Below are 22885 nucleotides of genomic sequence, written 5' to 3'. Positions count from 1 at the left end.
AGGGCGGAAGACAGGTCAGGCGACCGCGACCCGGATCAGGTTCGCCCACGGGTCGTCGAACGAGACGGTCTGCCCGTCGTCGCGCGTCGACACACCGAAGTGGGACAGCCGCTCGGTGAGTGCGCCGACGTCATCGAGCGACGGCACCCTGATGTCGATCTGCCCCAGCCCCAGTGCGGGCAGGCGGGGACCTGCGCCGGCCGAGTTCCACACGTTCATCGCCATGTGGTGGTGGTAGCCGCCCGCGCTCACGAACAGGGCGGTGCCGCCGTAGTTGATGGTCTCCTCGAAGCCGAGGCGGTCCACGTAGAAGTCGTGCGCGGTCTGAACGTCGCCGACCTGCAGGTGCACGTGGCCGACCGAGGCGCCGCCGATGACCGCCGATTCCACGGCCTGCTCTGTGAGGTTCTGCTGCAGGAACGCGTTCGGGTCGAGGTAGAGCGTGCCCATCTCGATCACGCCGTGCGTCCAGCTCCAGGTCGTGCGGTCGCGGTCCCAGTACAGCTCGACACCGTTGCCCTCGGGGTCGGTGAAGTAGAACGCCTTGCTGACAAGGTGGTCCGAGCTGCCGGTGAACGTGTTCGGGTAGCGCTGGGCGACCGCGTAGACGGCCGCGGCCAGGGCCTCCTCGGTGTCGAAGAGGATCGCCGTGTGGAAGAGCCCCGCATCCCTCGGCGACGCGTGCTTCAGCGCCGGCGCGTGCTCCAGGATCACCACGGGCGTGCCGCCGCGACCGAGGGTCACGCTGCCCGGCCCTTCGCTGAGGACCTGCAGCGCGACACCGTCACGGTAGTACGCGGTCATCGTGTCGACATTGCCGACCTTCAGGGTCACAGCACCCATGGACGTGTCTGCGGCAAGGAGGTTCGGGTTCGATGTCGCTGCATTCATGGGGTTGTTCCGTTTCGCTGGTGCTGCGCTTGGGTATCTCACGCGTCACCGGGGTATAACTTATTTGAGAGTTCAACTATTCCGCTAGTCTTAATCAATGCCACTGACCACCGAGCAGAACGAGGCGTGGCGCTCGCTTGTGCTCCTGACGCATGTTCTGGATGACGCCCTCGACACGCAGACCCAGGCGGACGGCGGCCTCCCCCACGCGTACTACAAAGTGCTCGTCTTCCTCTACGAGGCCCCCGACCGCCGTCTCACCATGGCCGCGCTCGCCCGCGCCCAGCGCTACTCCCCGAGCCGCCTCACCCACGCGGTGAAGAGCATGGAGAAGTCGGGATGGCTGAGCCGCTCGGTGTCGGAGAGTGATGGGCGGGTGCGCATCGTGCAGCTCACGGCAGAGGGCATCCAGTTGGTGCGTCGTGTCTCACCCGGCCAGGTTCGTCAGGTGCGCGAGCGGGTGTTCGCGAACCTCAGCGACGCGCAGGTCGGGCAGCTGACCGCGATCGGCGCGAAGGTGATCGCGGCGCTCGACGCCTAGCTACTCGCAACCCTCGCAGAGGGTGTCCAGCGCGGGATCGGTCGCGATCAGGGACTTCTCGTAGCAGAGCGAGTCCTCGCTGTCGGCGTAGTAGCCGAAGCGCGGGATGCTCGTGAAGCCCTCGCGCTCGTAGAACCGCACCGCATCCGGCTGCTCGGTTCCGGTCTCCAGCACGAGCCGGGACCAGCCGCGGGAGCGGCCGAAGGATTCGAGTGCATCCAGAAGAGCCGTGGACACGCCCGTGCCGCGTGCGGCCGGGGTGACGTACATCCGCTTGACCTCTGCCTCACTCGCGCCGAGCTGGCGGAGGCCACCGCAGCCGAGAGCCGGGGCATCCGGATCATCGTTCTCGAAAGCCACGAAGAAGGCCGTGATGTCATCTGCGGTCGGTGCGGGACCGGGTTCGGAGTCGTCTGTGCCGTAGCGCTCGGCGATCTCGATGCGCTGGGCCTCGCGCAGCGCGGTGGCTGCGACGTTATCCCACTGCACCGAGCGGATGATCACGCGCCCGTGAGCCTCTCGATGAGCTCGCGGTAGCGGGACGCGGTCTGCTCGACGATCTCCGGGGGGAGCTCAGGCGGAGTGCCGGTCTGGTCCCAGTTGGCCGCGAGCCAGTTGCGCACGATCTGCTTGTCGAAACTCGCGAGTCGGTCGGGGCCGCCTGCGGCGTACAGCTCGGCGTCCCAGTAGCGGCTGCTGTCGCTCGTGAGCACCTCGTCGCCGAGGGTCAGCTCACCGGTGACCGGGTCGGCGCCGAACTCGAATTTGGTGTCGGCGAGGATGACGCCGTGCGTCTCGGCGATCGCGGACGCCCTCGTGAAGATGGCGAGCGACGTGTCGCGCAGCGCCCGCGCAGCCTCGATACCCACGAGCTCGACGGTGCGCTCGAAGGTGATGTTCTCATCGTGCTCGCCCATGGGGGCCTTCCACGCGGGGGTGTAGATCGGCTCCGGCAGGCGGTCGCCGTTGCTGAGGCCCGCTGGCAGGTTGATGCCGCAGACGCTCTGCGACTGCTGGTACTCCAGCCAGCCGCTGCCGCTCAGGTACCCGCGCACAACGCATTCCACCGGGTACATCTCGAGGGTCTTCGCGAGCATCGCGCGGCCCTGCACCTCGTCCGGGATCTCGCCCTCCGCCAAATGGTTCGGCACGTCGAGCTGCTCGAACCACCACAGGCTCAACCTGGTGAGCAGCTCACCCTTGCCCGGGATGCCCGGCTCCAGCACATGGTCGAACGCGCTCACCCGGTCGCTCGCGACCATGAGCACCGCATCCGGGTACTGCTCGGAGCTGTACAGGTCGCGCACCTTGCCCGAGTAGGTGTGGGTCCAGCCGGGTACGGCAACGGCGGTCACTCGGCGACCCGCTGCGCGATGTCGGTGCGGAAGTGGCTGCCCTCGAGCTGGATGTGCCCGAGTGCTTCGTATACGCGCGCACGGGCATCCACGAAGTCGGAGCCGACGGCGACCACGCTGAGAACCCGACCGCCGGTGGCGACGAAGTTGCCCTCGTAGTTCGCGGTCGCAGCGTGGGCGATCGAGACGCCGCGCACCGCCTTGGCCTCGTCGAGTCCGGTGATGGGGCGGCCCGTGACCGGCGAGTCGGGGTAGCCCTCGCTCGCGAGCACAACGGTGACGGCGACGTCATCCGAGAACTTGGGATACGGCAGAGTGCCGAGACGACCCGTCGCGGCGGCCAGCAGGAGGCCGGCGAGGGGGGTGACGAGCCGGGGAAGCACGACCTGCGTCTCGGGATCGCCGAACCGCGCGTTGAACTCGATGACCCGCACGCCCTGGCGGGTGACGATGAGGCCGCAGTAGAGCAGGCCGACGAAGGGGGTTCCCTCGGCGGCGAGCTGACGGATCGTGGGGAGGCCGACCGTGTCGATGATGTCGTCGACGAAGCCCTCCTCGAGCCACGGCAGCGGCGAGTAGGCGCCCATGCCGCCGGTGTTGGGGCCTTCATCGTGGTCAAAGACGCGCTTGTAGTCCTGCGCGGGCGACAGCGGCAGCACGTTCTCACCGTCGCTGAGCAGGAACAGCGAGACCTCCTGGCCGGCCAGGAACTCCTCGATGAGCACCTCGCCGTGCTGCAGCCAGTACTCGGCGTGGGCGATCGCGGCGTTGCGGTCGGGGGTGACGAGCACACCCTTGCCCGCGGCGAGACCGTCGGCCTTCACCACGTACGGGGCGCCGTACTCGTCGATCGCGGCAATGGCATCGGTGGATGTCGCGGCGCGCGCAGCACGCCCGGTGGGAACTCCGGCGGCATCCATCACCCGCTTGGCAAACGTCTTGGAGCCTTCGAGGGCCGCGGCAGCCCTGTTCGGGCCGAACACCGGGATCTCGGCGGCACGCAGCTTGTCGGCCACACCCGCGACGAGAGGGGCTTCGGGGCCGATGACGACCAGCTCGATGCCGTTGTCCTTCGCGTAGTCGCGCACGATCGAACCGTTGGTGGGATCGAGGGCGACGACCTCGACGTCCTGGGCGATACCCGCGTTGCCGGGGGCCGCCGTGATCTCGTGCCGGGGGGTGCCATCCGCCGCCCGCTCGGTGAGCAGGGACGTGATGATGGCGTGCTCGCGCGCGCCGGAGCCGAGAACAAGAATCTTCACTCGTTCAGAGTACAGAACGCGGGTGGGCGCTCGCCGCGAGGGTGTTTGTTGACCATTGGGCCGTTTGAACGCCCTCGTGGCCAACAAACGGGATGGTGGTTGAGGGAACCAATCGCCGCATGCCGGACACTTCAGGGTATGGATGACGCTACCGACTCCCAGCTCTGGGCCGCAGCAGTGCGCGGCGACGGGGAGAGCTTCGGGCTCGTCTTCGACCGCCATCGCGACCGCGTGCTGCGCCACAGCCTGCGACTCGTGCCCGGCTGGCACGACGCGGAGGAGGTCGTCGCCGTCACCTTCCTCGAGGCGTGGCGCAAGCGCGAGGGCGTGCGGTTCGTCGGCGACTCCCTGCTGCCGTGGTTGCTCGCGACCGCGACCAATGTGTCCCGCAACCTCTCGCGCAGCGCTCGCCGCTACCGCGCCCTGCTCGACAAGCTGCCGCCGCCGATCGATCGCGAGTTCGACGAGTCGAGTGAAGCGGTGACCGCGCTGGGCGGACTCTCCCTCGCCGACCGACAGGTGATCACCCTGAGCGTGCTCGAAGGGTTCAGCGAGGCGGAGGTCGCCGAGGCGCTCGGGATCCCCCGCGGCACGGTCAAGTCCCGTCTCTCCCGGGCGAAGAAGCGCCTCGCTTCCGGTCTCGCGCCCGCACTTCTTGAAAGGACCAGCTCATGACCGACCGCGATTCAGCCGTGCGAGGGATGCTCGTGCAGCAGGTCCAGTCCACTCGTCTCGTGGCGCTCCCCTCGCGCCGACGGCTCCTCATCGGCGGATCCCTCGCCTTCATCCTCTCGGGCGCCATCGCCGGCGGAGCCGTCTCGGCTATCGCGTCGGGAGACCGGGACCCGCGGGAGTACACCCTCGAAGCGCCGGTCGGTGTATTCGAACATCGCGCGACCGACTTCTACTCGGAGACGATTCTGCGGGCGGGCATCGGCGACGCATCCATCGATCTCGGTGAGCGACCCGAAGGCGCGACGGAGGTGACCTTCGAGTTCCAGTGCACGGCCCCCGGCACCTTTGAGTGGGGACTCGACGCGGTCACCAAGGGTGCGACCTACCGCTGCGACGCGGACCAGTTCGTCGATGGCAAGGCGACCGGCTCGCTGCGATACGTGTTCCGGGACGTAACTGCGGGTCGGCACACGATCAAGATCGAAGCGTTCGAGAGCGCGACCTGGTCGCTGACCGCGACGTGGGCGAAGCAGCGCCCCATCGAGTGGGGCACGAATGACCGGGGGCAGAGCTACGGCATCCCGAAGCCGGATGGGACGGTGCCTGACCTCGTCGCCGCGACCGGGCTGAGCCCGAGTGGCGACCGGGTCGACGGCTATCTGCTCGGCACAGAACAGACTGCGGCGGCGGAGCAATTCAACGAGGACGAGATCCCCGTGGACCTGCCCTTATACGCCTCCGACGGGGAGACCGTGGTCGGTGCGGTGCGCGTCGGCGGCTAGCGTTGGGGCATGGCCCGCGCACGCATATCGGACGACATCGGCAGGGCGGCGATCAGCGCCGCGCTAGCCGATGCCCCGTCGCGCGACGACACCGCGACGGCCGTGCGCTACCTGCTGCAGCTGCTCGCCGAGCGCGCCGAGGGCAACACCGTGGAGATCCGTGTGCCGCCGTTCGGTGCGGTGCAGGCGATCGAGGGACCGCGACACACGCGGGGCACGCCGCCCAACGTGGTCGAGATGAACGCGTCCACCTGGCTGGCCCTCGCCACCGGTCGCGAGACGTGGGATGACGCCATGGCCGACGGCCGGGTCGCCGCCTCGGGACAGCGTGCCGACCTGCGGGATTACCTCCCAGTCACGCCTGCGAGAATGGACCCATGAGCGAGCCCGACGAAGCACGAATCACGACGCGCGATGACGTGTCGATCCGCCGGGCACCCAAGTACCCCGCGTTCATCATCGTCGGTGCCGGTATCGGTGCCATCGTCACGTTCATCCTGACCGCGGTGTTCCCGGTCGACCCGGCCGTCGGCTTCGGCGCCCTCTTCGGCTACTTCGCCCTCTACGGCGTCACCATCGGTGCGCTGCTCGGTGCGTTGCTCGCCCTGCTCGCCGACCGCATCTCACTGCGCCGCGCAAAGGCCGCGACGATCGAGCTCACCACGGTCGGCAACCCCGCCGACGTCGTCGAGGGGCAGCAGCCGGCTCCCGTCAAGGAGCCGCGCAAGCCGAAGGCCTAGGTCCGGCGGTACGAGCTTCCGTCGGGCGTGCGCTCGAGCAGCGACTCGTCGACCAGGTAGCGCCGTAGGGACGCGAAGTCGTCTACGAGCAGGCAGAGGGCTTGGTTGAGCGCCGCCTCCGTGTGGTCGCCGGGTGGCAGAGTCGCGACCGCCCACTCCAGTATCTCCCGGCGCTGTGCGGGCTTCGCGGGGTACTGCTCGATGCGACCGTCGCGGATGAACCGGTCCACTCCGTCCCGTCGAACCTCGGGCTCGGCCGCGAGCAGTTCCGCGAAGACTCCCTCGATCACGGTCGGGGTGCCGTCCGTGGAGCGGGAGACGAGCCCGGCATCGGCGAGTGCGGCGAGGGCCTTCTCGAGGCGTTGAGCAGGGATATCCGGAGTCGCACCCACGACCAGGGCGGCGTAGACGGTGCGGCGCTCGGCATTCGCGAGAGCCGCGACGACCCGGCGCCACTCGTTGCTCATGACTCGGGCCTTATGAGAGCTGGTTGGCTTCTACCCAGGCGAGGTACTCCTCCGACACGGTCCCCGTGACGTATTCGCCGGTGAAGCAGCTCATCTCGAGCTCGGTCAGGTTGGATCCCTCGAGGATCGCCGACTGCATGTCCGCGACCTCCTGGTAGATCAGGTAGTCGCTGCCGAGCTCGCGGTTGATGTCCGGGATCTTGCGGCCGTGCGCGATGAGCTCCTGCCGTGACGGCATGTTGATGCCGTACACGTGCGGGAAGCGCACCGGCGGAGCGGCGGACGTGAAGGTGACCTTGTTGGCGCCGGCCTCGCGGGCCATCTGCACGATCTCCTTGGAGGTGGTGCCGCGCACGATCGAGTCGTCGACGATGAGGATGTTCTTGCCCTTGAACTCCGAGCCCATGGCGTTCAGCTTCTGCTTGACCGACTTCTTGCGCTCGGCCTGGCCGGGCATGATGAAGGTGCGTCCGACGTAACGGTTCTTGTAGAACCCCTCGCGGTACTCGATGCCGAGTTTCTGGGCGACCTGCATCGCGGCGGGGCGCGAACTGTCGGGGATCGGCATGACCACGTCGATGTCGCCCATGGGCGTGTACTGCGCGATCGTGTCGGCGAGGCGGTCGCCGAGGCGCAGGCGCGCGTCGTAGACCGAGATGCCGTTCATGATCGAGTCGGGGCGGGCGAGGTAGACGTACTCGAACGAGCACGGCACGAGGCGAGGGTTCGCGGCGCACTGCTTGGAGAACAGTTCACCCGAGCGAGAGATGAAGATGGCCTCGCCGGGCGCGACATCCCGAACCACTTCGTACCCGCCGCTCTCGAGAACGAGAGATTCGGATGCAACGATCCAGTCGTCCCCGACGAAGCCCGCAGCGCGGCGCCCCAGAACGAGCGGGCGAATGCCGAACGGATCGCGGAAGGCCAGCAGCCCGTGACCGGCGATCAGCGCGATGGTCGCGTAGGAGCCCTCGACGCGCTCGTGCACGCGGGTGACCGCGGCGAACAGCTGGTCGGGGTCGAGGTCGACACCGGAGACCTGCGCCTGCAGTTCGTTGGCGAGCACGTTGACGAGTAGCTCGGTGTCGGATGTGGTGTTGAGGTGACGGCGGTCGATGTTGAAGAGCTCGTCGGTCAGTTCACGCGTGTTGGTGAGGTTGCCGTTGTGCACGAGGGTGATGCCGTAGGGCGCGTTGACGTAGAACGGCTGCGCCTCCTGCTCGGATCCCGCGTTGCCCTTGGTGGCGTAACGCACGTGGCCGAGACCCATGTTGCCGGGGAGCCCACGCATGTCACGCGTGCGGTAGCCCTCTCGCACCTGGCCCTTGACCTTGTGCGAGTGGAGGGTGTTGCCCTCGGCCGTGGCGATTCCGGTCGAATCCTGGCCGCGGTGCTGAAGGAGGAGAAGAGCGTCATAGAGCTGCTGGTTGGCGGGCTGTGACGAGACGATACCGACGATGCCGCACATGCGGAGCGTGCTCCAGAGGGTAGGGGTGACGACCCGATCGGGCCGTCTCTAGTTTCGCACATTCGCATCGGTGAAGTTGTGCCCCGGTACTCTGTAAACGTGACCGAGACTTCCTCCAGCAGTTACCGTGATGCCGGCGTCGACACAGCGGCAGGTGACCTCGCTGTTTCCCTGATGAAGGATGCCGTCACCCGCACCCACGGCCCCGGAGTCGTCGGCGGTTTCGGAGGCTTCGCCGGGCTCTTCGACGTCTCATTCCTCAAGGATTTCTCGCGCCCGCTGCTCGCCACGTCGACCGACGGTGTCGGCACGAAGGTGGCCATTGCGCAGGCGATCGACAAGCACGACACCATCGGCCAGGATCTGGTCGGCATGGTCGTCGACGACATCATCGTGGTCGGTGCCCGCCCCATGTTCATGACGGACTACATCGCCTGCGGCCGGGTTGTGCCGCAGCGCATCGCAGACATCGTTCGTGGCATCGCTGAGGCGTGCGCCGCGACCGGCACCGCCCTCGTCGGCGGCGAGACCGCTGAGCACCCCGGGCTGCTCGGCCCCGACGATTACGACGTGGCCGGTGCCGCCGTCGGGTTCGTCGAGGCGGCCGACGCGCTCGGCCCCGAGAAGGTGCAGAACGGGGACATCGTCATAGCCATGGCGTCATCCGGACTGCACAGCAACGGCTATTCGCTCGTCCGGCACATTCTGGCCTCCAAGGGCATCGGGTACACCGATCACTCCGCTGAACTGGGTGGCGTGGTCGGTGAGATCCTGCTCGAGCCGACCCGCCTGTACACCGGTCCCCTTGTCGCTGTTCTGGATGAGCTGCCCGGCGCCATCCACTCGCTCAGCCACGTCACGGGTGGCGGCATTGCCGCGAATCTCGCCCGCGTGCTGCCGCGCGGTGCCTGGGTCGAGGTGGACCGTTCGACCTGGTCACCGCAGCCCGTGTTCCGCGTGCTCAGCAACATGAGCGGAAGCACGCTCGAGTCGAGCGAGGGCACCTGGAACCTCGGCGTCGGCATGTTCGCCGTCGTTTCGGCGTCCGCCGCGACCGGAGTGATGCGAGCGATCGAGACGCAGGGGATCCCGGCGTGGGTTGCCGGGCGCGTGACCATCGGCGACCGCGACTTCAGCGGATTCGAGCAGGGCGCCAAGGGCGTCGACGGTGGAGCCGTGCGTCTCGTGGGTTCCTACGCGAACTGATCCCGCGTCTCCGCGTCGTCTCAGGGTGTCGCAGCTCGGCGACAAACGACGGTGATTCGGGATGTCGCAGCTACCGTCGAGCCATGACCACGTTGAACAGCATCCCGAACCCCACCATCGTCTCGTCGGCGAAGGGCCTGAGCATCACGAGTTTTGTGCTCGGCCTGGTCTCGCTCGCCTGCGGCTTCGTGTTCGTGGTGCCGGTGATCGGAGCCGTGCTCGGATTCGTCGCGGTGCGCACTGAGCCGGCCGGCCGCGGATTCGCCATCGCCGGAATCTGGATCAACCTCGCCATCACGGCATTCTGGCTGCTGGTGACGACAGTGCTCATCGTCGGGCTCGCGGCGGGGCTGCTGACGATCCCGCTGTGGTCGAACTAGGCGCTGCGGGACTCGGTTTCGTCGTCTTCGTCTTCGTCGTCATCGCCCGTGTAGGACCCGGCGACGTACTCCGGCCACGCGGCCAGGTCTTCTTCGAGACGCGGGTCGGAGGGCGCGCCGGACAACTCCGCGGCAAGCGCTCCATAGTTCGTGTCAGGACTGAAGTACTTCAGGTCGCGTGCGACCTTGGTGTGCTTCGCCTTTTGACGGCCTCGCCCCATGCGTGACCCCCTCATGAAAATAAGTCCGAGTGAGAACCTTCGTGGTTCCGGAATCTACGAACAGTGTGGGTTTAAAAGTAGCCTGCAGTTTAGCATGCAGGCCCAGCGGGTAACGTTGACTTGTGAGCACCGAACCGACCGACACCTCCGTTGTCGTGATCGGTGGCGGACAGGCGGGGCTTTCCGTCTCGTTCTACCTCAAGAGGCTGGGCCTCGATCCCGGTAACGAGTTCGTCGTTCTCGACCGCGGGCCCATTTCGGGCGGCGCCTGGCAGCACCGTTGGGACGCCCTGAGAATCGGCTCCGCGCACCGCATCAACGACCTTCCGGGAATGGACGAGCTCGGCCTGAGCTTCGAGAACGCCGACCGGCAGGCTCCCGCCAAGAACGTCGTGGCCGACTACTACCGGCAGTATGAGCAGCACTATGGCTTCCAGGTCGTCCGGCCCGCGCACGTGACATCCGTGGAGAATAAGGGCCCGAACCTGCTCGTGAACTTCCACGACGGCGAGAAGCCGCAGCAGGTCACGACCGACATCATCATCAACGCGACCGGCACGTGGGGTTCGCCGTTCATCCCGTGGTACCCGGGCCTGCGCAGCTTCGAGGGTCGCCACGTACACACGACCGAGTACAAGAGCGCGCAGGACTTCGTCGGCCAGAAAATCATCGTGGTCGGTGGCGGCACCTCGGCCATCGGCTTTCTGCTCGAGCTGGAGTCGGTCGCCGGCTCGCTCACCTGGGTCAGCCGCCGCCCGATCGAATTCCTCGAAGACGGCGAGCTGAATCTCGAGGCCCGCGCCTCTGCCGTTGCGCTTCAGGATGAGGCCGCGCGTGCCGGACGCGCCCTGCCCAGCATCGTGAGCGGCACCGGTGTTCCGCGCACGCGCCGTATCCAGGCCGGAATCGAGCGGGGGGTGCTCGCGGCCCTCCCGATGTTCTCGAGCATCGAGCCGAACGGGGTGCGCTGGGCGAACGGCTCGTTCCAGGAGGCCGACGTCATCATCTGGTCGACCGGCTTCCGTCCCGAGCTACGCCACCTCGCCCCCCTCCGCCTGCGCGAGAAGGAGGGCGGCATCGTCGTCGCCAATGGAACGTCCTGGAAGGACGGCCGCATCTTCTTCGCGGGTTACGGCCCGCAGGCTTCCACTATCGGCGCCAACCGCGCCGGTCGCACGATCGCCCGACAGGCGGTTGCGACTCTCTCGCGTCTCAAGCGCGAGGAGCGCGAGGAGCAGGACGCACTTCACCTACGACTGCGCGACGAGCAAGAGGCTCGGGATGCGCAGGCCGCCCGCGATGCCGAGCTCGAGGCGGCGCGGGTTGTGGCCGCAGAGGCCGCCGCTCTCGCCGACCAGCAGACCATCGAACGCGCTGAGGCTGCCGCGCAGGGCGACTCGATCGGTTGGGCATTCTCCACCGGCGAGATCCAGCCCCTCGACCCCGGCTACACGCCCGAGCCGGCCGCTGAGCGTGTCGACGTGCCCGAAGCGCCGGAAGACGCACAGCCCGAGCTGATCTTCGTGGACGAACCCCTCTCTGACGAGAACATCGACTTCTTCGGCGACTACGAGGACGAGCCGCGCGCCCCCACCGTCGATGACTTCTTCGGGGACGACGAGCCAGTCGAGGTCGGGTCCGTCGAAGCCGAACCGGTCACGGAGCCCGCCGAGGACCCCGTCTCTGAGCCTGTCGAGGTGCCCGACACCCCAGCACCCGAGCACTCCGGCTCGCGTCGCGTCACCCGTGCCCCGGGCGGCGGTGTCGCCGTGGCCACGATCGAGCAGAACGTGACGACCTTCGCCGTGGAGCAGCGCGCCGACGCGATCCACACCACGGGATCCCGCGAGCCGCGCCCCACCCGCCGCGTCTCCCGCCCGACCGGGGTCTAGTTCCCCAAACCGCAAAAAGTGCTCCAGACCACGGGGGTTGGAGCACTTTTCAACGGTTGGGCGTCAGGTGCCGAGGGCGAGTCGCAGGGTTGCCCGCGCTCGCGCGTGCCGTGAGCGGACGGTCGCGGGTCGCATCCCGAGTATGCCGGCGACCTCGGTGAGGCTGAAGCCTTCCCAGTAGACGAGTCCGATGATCTCGCGGTCGATCTCGGGCAGCTGCGCAATCTGCTCGCGAACCCGGTCGAACTCGGTGGCCTCGTGCACCGGCTGCACCGACAGCTCGAGCCGCAGCTTCTCGGCCAGGGCCGTCTGCCGCTTCGTCGAGCGGCGGTGCCCCGACAACACCTTGCGTGCCACTCCGTACAACCACATGCGTGCTCTCGTCTCGTCGTTCGGGATGACGCTCACCCGCCGCCACACCACTACGAGGGTCTCACCGAGGAGGTCGGCGGCATCCTCCGCGGGCACCCGGCGGCCGAAGTAGTCGAGCAGGGCCGGTGCCTCGCGCTCGACGAAGTTGGGCACGTTCAGCGCGGTCGCCACCGACACGTGGCGCACTGCCGGCACGGCTGCTGCCTCTGCCGTCATCGCAGCACGACCGGGCAGTCGATAGGCGCGTACATGACTGCCGCACCGGACACGAACATGGAGTACGGAATCGAATCCAGGAGCACTGCGGCGGGAGCGGATCGCGCGTCCTCCGGTTCGGCGAGTACACGAGCGTGAATGCGCTCGCCGAGGTCGGACCAATCGTGGTCGCGCACGTAGGCGCTCACGGCGAGGTCCCCCCAGAAATCATCGGCGCCGGCGTCGAGACTGGCCGTGCAACTCACGGTGTCGCCGCTCGTGGAGACGTAGGTGATCGGCACGGTGATGTCCGACTGGATGGTGGTGATCGCCGCGCCTGCGGTCAGCGCAAGTGCGCCGAGTCCGATGGCCGGGATCAGCAGGAGTCCGCGACGGAACTTCGGCTTCGTTGTGCGAGTGTTCGCGACCAGCTCGCTCACCCGGTCGCGCACCGCCGGGTCCGCGGAGAGTCGGGCCGGAGCGCTGTCCCGCAGCAGTTCGTCGATCGGTGTCTTGTTCATGGCAGTTCATCCTTAGCTATTGGTGTCGCGTCTACCTAGTACGTGGCCGGGATCGGGCGAAACGTTGCACGTGGCCGCGATGCTGATGCCCGCCCGGTGTAGAGACGCCCGCCCGTGTTGTGACCCGGGCGAGCGTCTCGAGCCCGGGCACGGCCTGTGGCACGATGAGCGGATGAACTCCGAGGAGACCCCGATCGCCCCGCGCGGCTTCCTGCGACCCTTCGGCCACGGCGCCATCGCATTCGTGCTCGGGGCTCTGCTCTCGCAGCCCGCCCAGTTCGGGTTCATTCTGGGATTCTTTGTGGAGGACTGGCTGGGGCTGCTCATCCTCGCCGGCATCCTGGTGGCGGCCGTGGGCGTCTTCGCCGTGCTCGCCTGGGCGTTCAACCCCGGCCGCAGTCGCTGGTTCTGGGTGCTCGCCGCCGCACTCTGGGTGGGAGCGATCATCTGGTTCGGCTTCGCGGGCATCAACCCCCTGCTGTTCGGCGGCGTCGTTGCGGCCTCCGCGGTGCTTCTCTCGCACCGTGGGCTTGTGCCGAAGGTCGCCGCGGTGGCGATCCCGGCCGCGGCCATCGCGGTGTCGGCGCTCTTCTAGGGCAGGGTGACGGGGGCGTCTCGGTAACGGAGGCCCGTGGCATCCACTCGACCGAATGACGGGTCGGGGTCGATGACGAGCGAGCCTGCGGCGACGTCGAGTCCGAGGATGCTGCCCAGCACCGAGACGGCGGACGCCGCTGACCAGGCCTGCGGTCGGCAGGCGGCCGGGTAGGGCACCGGGCGGCTGAGTTCGGTGGACGAATCGCCCGAGTGCAGCTCCGGCAGGCGATAGTCGAAGGCGGATGCCGCGGCGAGCAGCCCCTCGATGAGCTCGCGCGCCTCGTTCCGATGACCGTCACGCACGAGGCCCGAGATCGCGATGGCAGTGTCGTGCGTCCACACGGATCCACCGTGGTAGCTGAGTGGCCAGTAGCCGGCCGAGTCAGTGGACATGGTGCGCAGGCCGAACCCCGAGCTGAGTTCGGGGGAGACGAGCCGCGCGGCGATGGTAGCCGACTGGGCCTCGGTCAGGATGCCCGTACCGAGCAGGTGTCCGAGGTTGCTGGTGACCGTGTCGACGCGGCGCTTGGTCGCGTCCAGGGCGATCGCCGGGTAGCCGCCGCGGTCGTCGTCGATCCAGAAGGCGCCGAAGTTCTCGCGGAGCCGTGCCGCCCAGGCGCGCCACTCGGATCCGTCGCGGCCGAACGCCTCGAGCAGGTCTGCGCCGTGGGTCGCCGCCTCGTAGGCGTAGGCCTGCACCTCGCACAGTGCGATCGGGCCGTCGGCGAGGGTGCCGTCGCGCCACTGCACCGAGTCGCCGCTGTCCTTCCAGCCCTGGTTGGCGAGGCCGTGCCCGGTCTCGTCAACGTACTCGAGCAGGCCGTCACCGTCCGCGTCGCCGAAGTCGCGCATCCACGCGAGCGCCGCCTCGAGGTTCGGTAGCAGCGCCTCGACCTCCGCGTCGGGCATGCCCCAGCGCCAGGTGTCGTGCAGCAGGCAGATCCAGAGCGCGGTCGCATCGACGGTGCCGTAGTACAGCGGCGGGATCTCGACCGACTCTCCCGGAATCGACAGCACTTGCCGCCGCAGCTCGTGCATGATCTTGCCCGGCTGCTCCGCGGTGGCAGCGACCGACTCGGTGCCCTGCAGGTCGGCGAGGATGCGCAGCGTACTGCGTGCGATGCCGGTGCCGAGCGGCAGCAGGAACCGCGCGGTCCAGATCGAGTCCCGGCCGAACAGGGTGAGGAACCAGGGCGCGCCCGCGGCCACGAACTCGCCACCGCCGGTCGCCATGCGCAGGGCGTCCAGGTCGCCGAGCGCACGGTCGACCCAGAGACCGAGGCGCTCGTCGCCGGCGCTCACCGTGGTGCTCCAGGGTGACGCCGTCGAGACGCCGGTGACTCGGCTGAGCTCGTCGGTCGCGGTCAGCGCCCACTCGACTGTCGCACTCCCGCGCGGCGGGACCGTCACGTCGGCGGTGATGCGCAGCACACCGGTGGTCGGCGAGCTGACCCGAGCGTCATCCGCTCGCAGTTCGACCGAGACGCCGTTGCCCTGCCAGGCCGCGCCGTGCTCGCGCAGCTCGACGACGGGCAGGTCGCCGGAGCCCAGGCCTGCCTTCACGAGGTCGAAGGCCGTGGCATCCACCCGCAGTTCGATTTCGATCGTCGTTTCGATCGGGATGTCGCGGCGCGACTGAATCGCGACCGACTCGTTCACGCCCGAGGTCGTGCTCTCGCGGCGGTGCTCGACCCGCACCCCGGGATCCGGGCTCGGGTCGTCGAGCCCTCGGACGAGAGCGATGAACCGGGCACTATCCGCGTGCGGGGCCGCTGTCGCGATGTGCTCGGGGGTTTCGCCGCCGACCGTGATCGACTGCAGCGCCACGATGCGCACATCGGAGAAGTAGATGCCGTGAATAGGCGCGGAACCGATGGAGCCATCCTCCGCGGACCAGGCCTGGGTGGGCGCCTTCAGCACTACCGTCGCGTCGTGGAGCAGGGGCTGCATGGGCTGGTGGGTCATGGCCGTCACGGCTCCTCGTTGATTGGTGACGATGGGGATTCGCTGGGCGCGGATCGAACTTCTGTTGACAGTACGCCTGTGGGAGGTAACATAACACCAAGAATTTGATCGTTCAAATTATTGCCGGTTTGAACGATCAAACAGCCAAAGGAGGCGCGCGATGGGAACACTGCCCACAGTGGATGACGTCGCTCGCGTTGCCCGGGTCTCCCGCCAGACCGTCTCCAACGTGCTCAACACCCCGGCCATCGTCAAGCAGACGACGCGCACCCGCGTCGAGGCCGCGATCTCTGAGCTCGGCTACCGCCCGCACGCGTCCGCCCGCCGGCTGCGCACGCAGAAGTCCTCAACGATCGGCATCCGCATGGAGGCCTTCAAGGACGGCGTCTCGGGTGCCGTGCTCGACCGCTTCCTGCACGCACTCACCGAGCACGCCGACGCGCGCGATATGCGCATCCTGCTGTACACGGCCGCGAGCCCCGAGCACGAGATCGAGCAGCTCGCCCGGCTGCGCGACGGCGCAGACGTCGACGCGATCATCCTCACCGCCACCTTCCACAACGACCCGCGCATCGACTGGCTCTCCGCCAACGGCATGCCGTTCGTCACCTTCGGCCGCCCGTGGGGACTCAACGACATGGATGACCCGAGCCACCTCTGGGTCGACGTCGACGGCTATGCCGGGGTGCGCGACGCCGCCCAGCACCTCACCGCCGAGGGTGCCAAGCGCATCGGCTTCATCGGCTGGCCGAGTCCCTCGGGCACGGGCGACGAGCGCCGACGCGGCTGGCTCGACGGTGCACACATCAGTGCAGAGGATGCCTCGGCTCTCGCCCGCGCCACCACTGACGGGGTGCCGGAGGGCACCCGAGCCGCGCTCGAGCTCATCGCCGGAGTCCACCCGCCCGACGCCCTCATCTGCGCAAGCGACTCGCTCGCCCTCGGTGCGAGCCTCGCGGCGCGTTCGCTCGGCCTCGAGCTGCCGATCATCGGTTACGACAACACCCCCGTTGCGGCGGCGATGGGGCTCTCGAGCATCGACCAGCCCCTGGCTGAGGCCGCGGCATCCGCTCTCGAACTGCTCTTCGGGCCGAGTGGCAGCAACGTGCTGCCGGCCGAGGCCTTCGACGAGGAGCCCAAGCATCGGCTGCTCGCCCCCCGACTTGTCGTGCGCAGCGCCGCCCGCGCCGTGCCCGACGACACCACCGACGCGTCAGCTGTCGGCAATCACAATCGAAAGGAAACACTGTGAGAACAACACAATGGGGTGCAACGGCGCTGGCCGCTGGACTCATAGTCGCCTTGGCCGGATGCAGCAACGGAGGCGGAGGGGGCGGCGAGGTCGCGGGACAGGACCTCACCATCCTCATCGGATCAAGCGGTGACGCGGAGACGGCAGCCGTGCAGGCCGCGGCCGACGCCTGGGCCGCCGACAACGACGCGACGGTCGAGGTGGTCGCAGCAGACGACCTCGGCCAGCAGCTCAGCCAGGGCTTCGCTGGCGACCAGGCACCCGACCTCTTCTACATGAGCTGGGACCAGTTCTCGAACTACGCGAGCAACCGCTACCTCGAGCCCTACGCCGCCGACCTGCCGAACGCGGGCGACTTCTACCCGGCCCTCGTCGACACCTTCACCTACGACGGCACCTTCACGTGCGCACCGAAGGACTTCTCGACCCTCGGCCTCATCATCAACACCGACCTGTGGGCGGCGGCCGGTCTTACCGAAGCCGACGTTCCCACCGACTGGGACTCGCTCGAGGCCGCGGCGACCAAGCTCACCACGGGTGACACCGTCGGGCTGTCGTTCGGGCTCGAGTACGCCCGACTCGGCGTGTTCATGAACCAGGCCGGCGGAACACTCGTCGATGACGACGGCACCACCGTGACCGCCGACAGCGCGGAGAACCTGGCCGGACTCGAGTACGTGCAGAAGCTCCACGACGCCGGTGTGCTCAAGTGGCCGGCCGAGATCGAGGCAGGCTGGGGCGGAGAGGCGCTCGGTGCGGGCAAGGCCGCGATGGTCATCGAGGGTCCGTGGATCAAGGGAATCGCGACCGACTTCCCCGACACGAACTACCAGGCCTACGAACTGCCGGCCGGCCCCGCGGGACCGTCGACCTTCACCTTCACGAACTGCTGGGGTATCCCGCAGGGCTCCGACACGTCGGCAGCAGCCCAGTCGCTCGTCGAGTTCCTGACGAGTGACGCGCAGCAGCTCGAAGCGTCTGAAGCCTTCGGCGTGATCCCCTCGACGGAGGCCGCGGCAGCGACCTACGCCGAGACCTACCCGGAGAACGCCTCGTTCGTGGCCGGCGCCGACTACGCGGTCTCGCCCGTGAACTTCGCCGGATCCGCAGACGTCATGGCCGACTTCAACGCGCAGCTGGAAACGCTCGCCGGTGGCGATGCGAAGGCGATCCTCGCCAGCCTGCAGAAGGAACTGCAGTCGGCACTCGACGACGCTAACGACAAATGAGTGATCGGGCGGCTCCCGACCGGGAGCCGCCCGATTCGTCGACACCGCAAGGAGGCGGCATGGCGAAGGGAATCCGCGGCTCAGAGGGCCGCTATGGATGGGCGTTCGTGACCCCCGCGATCATCATCATCGGGGTGTTCCTGGTGCTGCCGATCTTCCTCGCGCTCTACGTGAGCTTCAGCAACTGGAACGGCCTGGGCTCGCCGCTCGGCAACTCCGAGCTCGTCGGCGGAGACAACTACGCGGAGGTACTCGTCGAAGACGGCCTCGCCCAGCGCGACTTTGGCACGAGCATCCGCAACAACTTCTACTACGTGCTGCTCGTCGTTCCGTTGCAGACCGCCCTCGCCCTGTTCCTCGCCGTGCAGGTGAACGCTCGTGTGCTCAAGGGCCGCGGGTTCTTCCGCACCGCGTTCTACTTCCCGTCGGTGACGTCATCCATCGCCATCACAACGATCTTCATCTTCCTGTTCACCGCCACCGGAACCATCAACTCGATTCTGGAGTGGCTGGGCGTGAACGGGCCGAACTGGTTCGCCGACCCGACCGGGATCCTGCACACCATGCTCGGCTGGTTCGGAGTGGGCAAGGACGGCGCCCTCGCCGCGGCCGGCCCACTCGGCCTGACCTGGTGGGACTGGGTGTCCGGGCCATCGGTCGCGATGAGCGTGCTCATCATTCTCGCGATCTTCACCACCTCGGGCACGTTTATGCTGCTGTTCCTCGCGGCGCTGCAGAACATCAGCGGCGAGATCGACGAGGCCGCCTCCGTCGACGGCGCCGGTCCGGTGCGCAAGTTCTTCTCGGTCACCCTGCCGATGCTCAAGCCGACGCTGTTCACCGTGCTCACCCTCGGTCTCATCGGCACCTGGCAGGTCTTCGACCAGGCCTACCTGCTCGGCGACGGACGCCCGGCGAAGACCACGCTGTTCCCCGCCTACCTCGGCTACAAGACGTCGTTCGACGGTCTCAACTGGGGCGAGGGCGCGGCGATCTCGTTCATCCTGTTCGCGATCATCGTGGCGCTCACGCTCCTGCAGCGGTTCATTCTGCGCGACCGTGACCTCGGACGCTCCGGCCTGCGACGGGCCGCCAAGGCGCAGGCGCGCCTGCTTCGGGATGCAACGGACACCCCCGTCGACCGAAAGCCCGGCGGCGTGGAGAGGAGCCACTGATGACGACTCTTGAGCAGGCGGCCATCCAGACCGACCGTCCCATCCGTGCCCACCGACGCTTCCGCTGGATCGGCGGCAAGGCGGGCGCCGGCATCGCCATCACCTACCTGGTGCTGATCCTGCTGGCCCTCATCTACATCTACCCGTTCCTCATCTCGATCTCCTCGAGCTTCAAGACGGACGCGGAGGCGACGCAGTCGCCGCTCAACCTCATCCCGCAGACCTGGTCGTTCGCCGCGTACGAGCGACTCTTCACAACGGTGCCGCTGTTGCAGTGGGCCGGCAACTCGACGTTCATCGCCGTCATCGTGACCTTCAGCCGGGTGTTCTTCGACTCGCTCGCCGGGTACGCGCTGTCGCGCCTGCGGTTCCGTGGGCGCACGGTGGTCTTCGCCGCGCTGATCGCAGTCATGGCGGTGCCGAATGTGGCGCTGCTCATCCCGCGCTTTTTGATTCTCAAGGAGCTGGGCCTCTACAACAGCTACGCGGGAATGATCGTGCCGATTCTCATCGACGCAGCGGGGATCTTCATCATGAAGCAGTTCTTCGAGTCGATCCCGGTGAGTGTGGAGGAGGCGGCGCGCATCGACGGCGCCGGTGTCTTCCGCACTTTCTGGACGATCGTGCTGCCGATGGCCCGACCCGCGATCATCACCCTGTTCATCCTGAGCTTCCAGGGTTCGTGGAACGAATTCGCGCACTTCATCGTGTCGCGGCAGGATCAATCGCTGAACACGCTGACGACCGGTGTCGCCTCGCTCACCTCGGGCCAGCTCGGCAGCGGCAACCAGTACCCGTTGCAGCTCGCGGCCGCCGTGCTGATGTCGATCCCTGTTGCCGTGCTGTTCTTCATCTTCCAGCGGCGCATCATGAACACGACCGAGGGCGGCGAGAAGGGCTAGGCGAACAGCGCGTAACCCGCCGCGCACGCCCCCACGCCCAGCACCAGATTCAGCAGAATGCCGGATGCCGCAGCTCCCGCCTTGCCGTCGAGCACCTGCTGCACCGTCTCGACGCTGAAGGTACTGAAGGTGGTGAGTCCGCCGCAGAAGCCGGTGACGACCACGAGACGCGCGTCGCCCTCGAGGGTGGCGACGGCGATGCCGGCGAGCAGGGATCCGACGACGTTGACCGCGAGCACGAACCAGCGGGCGGACACGAGGGAGGCGCCGTAGCGCAGGGCAGCCCCGAACGCTCCGGCGAGGAGGACAAGCACGATAGTCATCGGCGGCGTCCCAACCGGAGGCCGAGGAACGCCGCGGCGAGTCCGCCGATGAGGGTCGCTGCAAGGTAGGCGAGTGCGGGCATCCACTCGCCGGCTGCCGAGAGCGAGACCAGGGCGACCGCGACAGCCGAGAAGGTGGTGAACGTTCCAAGCAGGCCGGGCCCGAGCGCAGCCCTGAGAACGGGGGTGGCCGTCGGCCAGAGGCGCGCGACCAGGAGCGCGAGGGCGAAGGATCCGGCGATGTTGATGAGCAGCGTCGAGAGCGGGGTGCCGACGAGCACGTCCACACCGAGCCTGAGCGCGGTGCCCACGAGCGCACCCACGATCACGGCGGCGAGCTGGCGCACGGAGCCTAGGACTTCGGCTTCGTGGGAGGGGAAGCCGGAGCGGACGAGGGCTTCTTCGGCGCAGCCTTCGTCGCGGATGCCTTCTTCGCGACCGGCTTCGCGACCGGCTTCGTGTGCGGCATCTGCTTGCGCATGACCTGGCGCACCGGCTCGCCGCGGCGGGCCTGGCCGGGCAGCGGGCGCTGCGGCCGCGTGTAGAGCGCGCGGGTCGAGTCGAGCAGCCACGGCACGAGCGCGACGGTGACGCCCGGGCAGAGCATCAGCTTCTGGCGGATGCGGCGGCCCTTGTGGTTGTGCAGGATCTGCTCCCACCAGTGACCGACGATGTAGAGCGGCGTGTAGACGGTGACGACCTCGGAGCCGTGCTCCTCGCGGTGCGCCTTGATGTACATGATGAGCGGCATCGAGATGTCGCGGTAGGGCGACTCGATGATGCGCAGCGGCACCTGGATGTTGGCCTTCTCCCAGGCGTCGAGGAGGCGCTCGGAGGCGGCATCGTCGATGTTGACGTGGATGGCTTCGAGGCTGTCGTGGCGTGCGGCGATCGCGTAGTCGATGGCCTTGAGCATCGGCTTCTGCATGGTGCCGACCAGCACAACGGCATGGTCGCCGGTCGCGCCGAACACCGTGGAGTTGTCGATCGCGACATCCTGCGCGACACGGCGGTAGTAGCGGTTGACCCGCAACATCACGAAGAACAGCACGGGCATGATCGCGAAGACGAGCCACGCGCCATGGGTGAACTTGGTCACCGTGACGATGAGGAGGACGGTGAAGGTGAGCGTAGCGCCGACGGCGTTGATCGCCCGGCTGCGCAGGATCTGCCCGCGGTCGCCCTCGCCGCGGCGCAGCATGCGCGTCCAGTGCACGACCATGCCGGTCTGGCCGAGCGTGAAGCTCACGAAGACGCCGATGATGTACAGCTGGATCAGCTGCGTCGGATTGGCCTGGTAGATAACGATGAGCACGATCGCGACGGCGGCCAGGGCGAGAACGCCGTTCGAGTAGACGAGGCGGTCACCGCGGGTGTTGAGCGACTTAGGTGCGTAGCTGTCGCGCGCGAGCACCGAGCCGAGCAGCGGGAACCCATTGAACGCGGTATTGGCCGCAAGCAGCAGCACGGCCGCTGTTGTGGCCTGCACCACGAAGAACATAATCGAGTTGTCGCCACCAAAGACCGCCGCGGCGATCTGGGCGATGACGGTGCGTTGCGGGTTGGAGTCGTCGAATCCGATCAGATCGGAGGCCTCCTCCGCGTAGTGCACGTTGGTGAGGAGGGCGAGGGTCGTGACACCGATGAACATCGCGATCGCGATGCCGCCCATCAGCACGAGGGTGCGCTGCGCGTTCTTGACCTTGGGCTGCCGGAAGGCCGGCACGCCGTTCGCGATCGCTTCGACGCCGGTGAGCGCGGAGCATCCACTCGCAAAAGCACGAAGCAACAAGAGGATGACGGCAACCTGCGTCAGGTCGTGGCTTTCGACGAGGAACTTCGACGACTCGGCCTGGATGTCCTCGCCCATAAAAAAGCGCACGAGACCGGTGATGACCATGATGCCGACGCTGCCGATGAACAGGTAGGTGGGGAGGGCGAACGCCTTGCTCGACTCGGCGACGCCGCGCAGGTTGATCGCGGCGAGCACGATGACGAAGCCGACGGCCATCTCGATGCGGAACGGGTCGAGCCCCGGGAAGGCGGAGATGATGTTGTCCACGCCGCTCGCGACCGACACCGCCACCGTGAGGATGTAGTCGACGAGCAGGGCGGACGCGACGACCAGGCCGGCCTTCTCGCCGAGGTTGCGGTGCGCGACCTCGTAGTCGCCACCACCGCTCGGATACGCCTTGATGAGCTGGCGGTACGACGCCACGACGACGATGAGCAGCACAACAACACCCGCGGCGATCCAGGGTGCGAAGGACAGGAAAGAGAGCCCGCCGAGCGTCAGGATGAGCAGCAACTCCTGAGGCGCGTAGGCGACGGAGGACAGGGGGTCACTCGCAAAGATCGGGAGTGCCAAATGTTTCGGGAGAAGCTGTCCTTCGAGTTTCTCGGAGGGCAACGGTTCACCGATCAGCCACCGCTTGGGCGACCTAACCGAGGTAGTCACGAGGGGCGAGCCTACT

General features: G+C 67.7%; 26 protein-coding genes. 13 read left to right on the top strand and 13 right to left on the bottom strand.

The window, feature by feature from the left end; genetic code table 11:
• Positions 1–15: 15 nt before the first annotated feature.
• Positions 16–891, bottom strand: coding sequence for a VOC family protein (locus tag EYE40_RS11875; protein ID WP_130982143.1), 876 nt, complete (start codon positions 889–891; stop codon positions 16–18).
• 97 nt (positions 892–988) lie between these two features.
• Between EYE40_RS11875 and EYE40_RS11870 the strand changes: the two genes are divergently transcribed.
• Positions 989–1432 carry a MarR family winged helix-turn-helix transcriptional regulator gene (locus EYE40_RS11870; protein ID WP_130982142.1) on the top strand — a complete coding sequence of 148 codons (444 nt, stop codon included), beginning with the start codon at positions 989–991 and terminating at the stop codon, positions 1430–1432.
• On the opposite strand, the gene EYE40_RS11865 is transcribed toward EYE40_RS11870, so the two are convergent.
• From EYE40_RS11865 to purD, 3 genes are read right to left on the bottom strand one after another with little or no spacing between them, the layout of a single operon-like run.
• A complete protein-coding gene (locus EYE40_RS11865) occupies positions 1433–1936 on the bottom strand; it encodes a GNAT family N-acetyltransferase (protein ID WP_130982141.1) in 504 nt (167 codons plus the stop codon).
• On the bottom strand, positions 1933–2787 hold the full coding sequence (locus EYE40_RS11860) for a phosphoribosylaminoimidazolesuccinocarboxamide synthase (RefSeq protein ID WP_130982140.1): 855 nt from the start codon (positions 2785–2787) through the stop codon (positions 1933–1935). The genes EYE40_RS11865 and EYE40_RS11860 overlap by 4 nt, the downstream gene beginning before the upstream one ends.
• Positions 2784–4049, bottom strand: coding sequence for a phosphoribosylamine--glycine ligase (gene purD / locus EYE40_RS11855; protein ID WP_130982139.1), 1266 nt, complete (start codon positions 4047–4049; stop codon positions 2784–2786). The genes EYE40_RS11860 and purD overlap by 4 nt, the downstream gene beginning before the upstream one ends.
• Positions 4050–4187: 138 nt before the next feature.
• Between purD and EYE40_RS11850 the strand changes: the two genes are divergently transcribed.
• Genes EYE40_RS11850 through EYE40_RS11835 form a run of 4 tightly spaced genes read left to right on the top strand, consistent with a single transcriptional unit; the run spans position 4188 to position 6246 of the window.
• Positions 4188–4724, top strand: coding sequence for an RNA polymerase sigma factor (locus tag EYE40_RS11850; RefSeq protein ID WP_130982138.1), 537 nt, complete (start codon positions 4188–4190; stop codon positions 4722–4724).
• A complete protein-coding gene (locus EYE40_RS11845; RefSeq protein WP_130982137.1) occupies positions 4721–5506 on the top strand; it encodes a hypothetical protein in 786 nt (261 codons plus the stop codon). The genes EYE40_RS11850 and EYE40_RS11845 overlap by 4 nt, the downstream gene beginning before the upstream one ends.
• A 9-nt stretch (positions 5507–5515) precedes the next feature.
• A complete protein-coding gene (locus tag EYE40_RS11840) occupies positions 5516–5887 on the top strand; it encodes a sterol carrier family protein (RefSeq protein WP_130982136.1) in 372 nt (123 codons plus the stop codon).
• Complete coding sequence (locus EYE40_RS11835; protein ID WP_130982135.1) at positions 5884–6246, top strand: hypothetical protein; 363 nt, start codon at positions 5884–5886, stop codon at positions 6244–6246. The genes EYE40_RS11840 and EYE40_RS11835 overlap by 4 nt, the downstream gene beginning before the upstream one ends.
• Here EYE40_RS11835 and EYE40_RS11830 read toward each other — a convergent pair.
• Positions 6243–6713: a DUF2087 domain-containing protein gene (locus EYE40_RS11830; RefSeq protein ID WP_130982134.1), complete on the bottom strand. Its 471-nt coding sequence runs from the start codon at positions 6711–6713 to the stop codon at positions 6243–6245. The genes EYE40_RS11835 and EYE40_RS11830 overlap by 4 nt on opposite strands.
• A gap of 10 nt (positions 6714–6723) precedes the next feature.
• Positions 6724–8181, bottom strand: a complete 1458-nt coding sequence (purF, locus tag EYE40_RS11825; protein ID WP_130982133.1) for an amidophosphoribosyltransferase — start codon at positions 8179–8181, stop codon at positions 6724–6726.
• A gap of 99 nt (positions 8182–8280) precedes the next feature.
• Here purF and purM point away from each other — a divergent pair, with 99 nt between their 5' ends.
• Together purM and EYE40_RS11815 are read left to right on the top strand one after the other, a co-directional pair.
• A complete protein-coding gene (purM, locus tag EYE40_RS11820) occupies positions 8281–9387 on the top strand; it encodes a phosphoribosylformylglycinamidine cyclo-ligase (RefSeq protein WP_130982132.1) in 1107 nt (368 codons plus the stop codon).
• A gap of 83 nt (positions 9388–9470) precedes the next feature.
• Complete coding sequence (locus EYE40_RS11815) at positions 9471–9767, top strand: DUF4190 domain-containing protein (RefSeq protein WP_130982131.1); 297 nt, start codon at positions 9471–9473, stop codon at positions 9765–9767.
• On the opposite strand, the gene EYE40_RS11810 is transcribed toward EYE40_RS11815, so the two are convergent.
• Positions 9764–9988 (bottom strand): DUF3073 domain-containing protein, encoded by a 225-nt coding sequence (locus EYE40_RS11810; RefSeq protein WP_130982130.1) that lies wholly within the window; start codon positions 9986–9988, stop codon positions 9764–9766. The genes EYE40_RS11815 and EYE40_RS11810 overlap by 4 nt on opposite strands.
• Before the next feature lie 122 nt (positions 9989–10110).
• On the opposite strand from EYE40_RS11810, the gene EYE40_RS15515 reads away from it, so the two are divergent.
• Positions 10111–11880: an NAD(P)-binding domain-containing protein gene (locus EYE40_RS15515; protein WP_193554507.1), complete on the top strand. Its 1770-nt coding sequence runs from the start codon at positions 10111–10113 to the stop codon at positions 11878–11880.
• A 63-nt stretch (positions 11881–11943) separates the two neighbouring features.
• Here the strand turns inward: EYE40_RS15515 and EYE40_RS11800 are convergent, their stop codons facing one another.
• Together EYE40_RS11800 and EYE40_RS11795 are read right to left on the bottom strand one after the other, a co-directional pair.
• Positions 11944–12468: an RNA polymerase sigma factor gene (locus EYE40_RS11800; protein ID WP_130982129.1), complete on the bottom strand. Its 525-nt coding sequence runs from the start codon at positions 12466–12468 to the stop codon at positions 11944–11946.
• Positions 12465–12968: a hypothetical protein gene (locus tag EYE40_RS11795; protein ID WP_130982128.1), complete on the bottom strand. Its 504-nt coding sequence runs from the start codon at positions 12966–12968 to the stop codon at positions 12465–12467. Before EYE40_RS11795 ends, EYE40_RS11800 begins: the two co-directional genes overlap by 4 nt.
• Before the next feature lie 172 nt (positions 12969–13140).
• On the opposite strand from EYE40_RS11795, the gene EYE40_RS11790 reads away from it, so the two are divergent.
• Positions 13141–13563: a hypothetical protein gene (locus EYE40_RS11790; RefSeq protein WP_130982127.1), complete on the top strand. Its 423-nt coding sequence runs from the start codon at positions 13141–13143 to the stop codon at positions 13561–13563.
• Here EYE40_RS11790 and EYE40_RS11785 read toward each other — a convergent pair.
• The gene (locus EYE40_RS11785) at positions 13560–15530 is read right to left on the bottom strand and encodes a glycogen debranching N-terminal domain-containing protein (RefSeq protein ID WP_130982905.1); all 1971 of its coding nucleotides are present in this window, start codon (positions 15528–15530) and stop codon (positions 13560–13562) included. The two genes, EYE40_RS11790 and EYE40_RS11785, sit on opposite strands and share 4 nt — an antisense overlap.
• A gap of 160 nt (positions 15531–15690) precedes the next feature.
• On the opposite strand from EYE40_RS11785, the gene EYE40_RS11780 reads away from it, so the two are divergent.
• The 4 genes from EYE40_RS11780 to EYE40_RS11765 are packed head-to-tail and all read left to right on the top strand — an operon-like array spanning position 15691 to position 20088.
• A complete protein-coding gene (locus EYE40_RS11780; RefSeq protein WP_130982126.1) occupies positions 15691–16782 on the top strand; it encodes a LacI family DNA-binding transcriptional regulator in 1092 nt (363 codons plus the stop codon).
• Complete coding sequence (locus tag EYE40_RS11775) at positions 16779–18011, top strand: sugar ABC transporter substrate-binding protein (RefSeq protein WP_130982125.1); 1233 nt, start codon at positions 16779–16781, stop codon at positions 18009–18011. Before EYE40_RS11780 ends, EYE40_RS11775 begins: the two co-directional genes overlap by 4 nt.
• A gap of 59 nt (positions 18012–18070) precedes the next feature.
• Positions 18071–19186, top strand: coding sequence for a carbohydrate ABC transporter permease (locus EYE40_RS11770; RefSeq protein WP_130982124.1), 1116 nt, complete (start codon positions 18071–18073; stop codon positions 19184–19186).
• Complete coding sequence (locus EYE40_RS11765) at positions 19186–20088, top strand: carbohydrate ABC transporter permease (protein ID WP_130982123.1); 903 nt, start codon at positions 19186–19188, stop codon at positions 20086–20088. Before EYE40_RS11770 ends, EYE40_RS11765 begins: the two co-directional genes overlap by 1 nt.
• Here EYE40_RS11765 and EYE40_RS11760 read toward each other — a convergent pair.
• Genes EYE40_RS11760 through EYE40_RS11750 form a run of 3 tightly spaced genes read right to left on the bottom strand, consistent with a single transcriptional unit; the run spans position 20085 to position 22869 of the window.
• Positions 20085–20411, bottom strand: a complete 327-nt coding sequence (locus tag EYE40_RS11760) for a fluoride efflux transporter FluC (protein WP_130982122.1) — start codon at positions 20409–20411, stop codon at positions 20085–20087. The two genes, EYE40_RS11765 and EYE40_RS11760, sit on opposite strands and share 4 nt — an antisense overlap.
• The gene (locus tag EYE40_RS11755; protein WP_130982121.1) at positions 20408–20758 is read right to left on the bottom strand and encodes a fluoride efflux transporter FluC; all 351 of its coding nucleotides are present in this window, start codon (positions 20756–20758) and stop codon (positions 20408–20410) included. The genes EYE40_RS11760 and EYE40_RS11755 overlap by 4 nt, the downstream gene beginning before the upstream one ends.
• A gap of 5 nt (positions 20759–20763) precedes the next feature.
• Entirely contained in the window at positions 20764–22869 is a 2106-nt protein-coding gene (locus tag EYE40_RS11750) for an APC family permease (RefSeq protein ID WP_240034806.1), read from the bottom strand.
• Positions 22870–22885: the final 16 nt, after the last annotated feature.

Source organism: Glaciihabitans arcticus, assembly GCF_004310685.1.
GTDB classification, from domain to species: Bacteria; Actinomycetota; Actinomycetes; order Actinomycetales; family Microbacteriaceae; genus Conyzicola; species Conyzicola arctica.
Note: the sequence above shows the minus strand (reverse complement) of the source record. Positions and strands in the feature narration are given on the sequence as shown.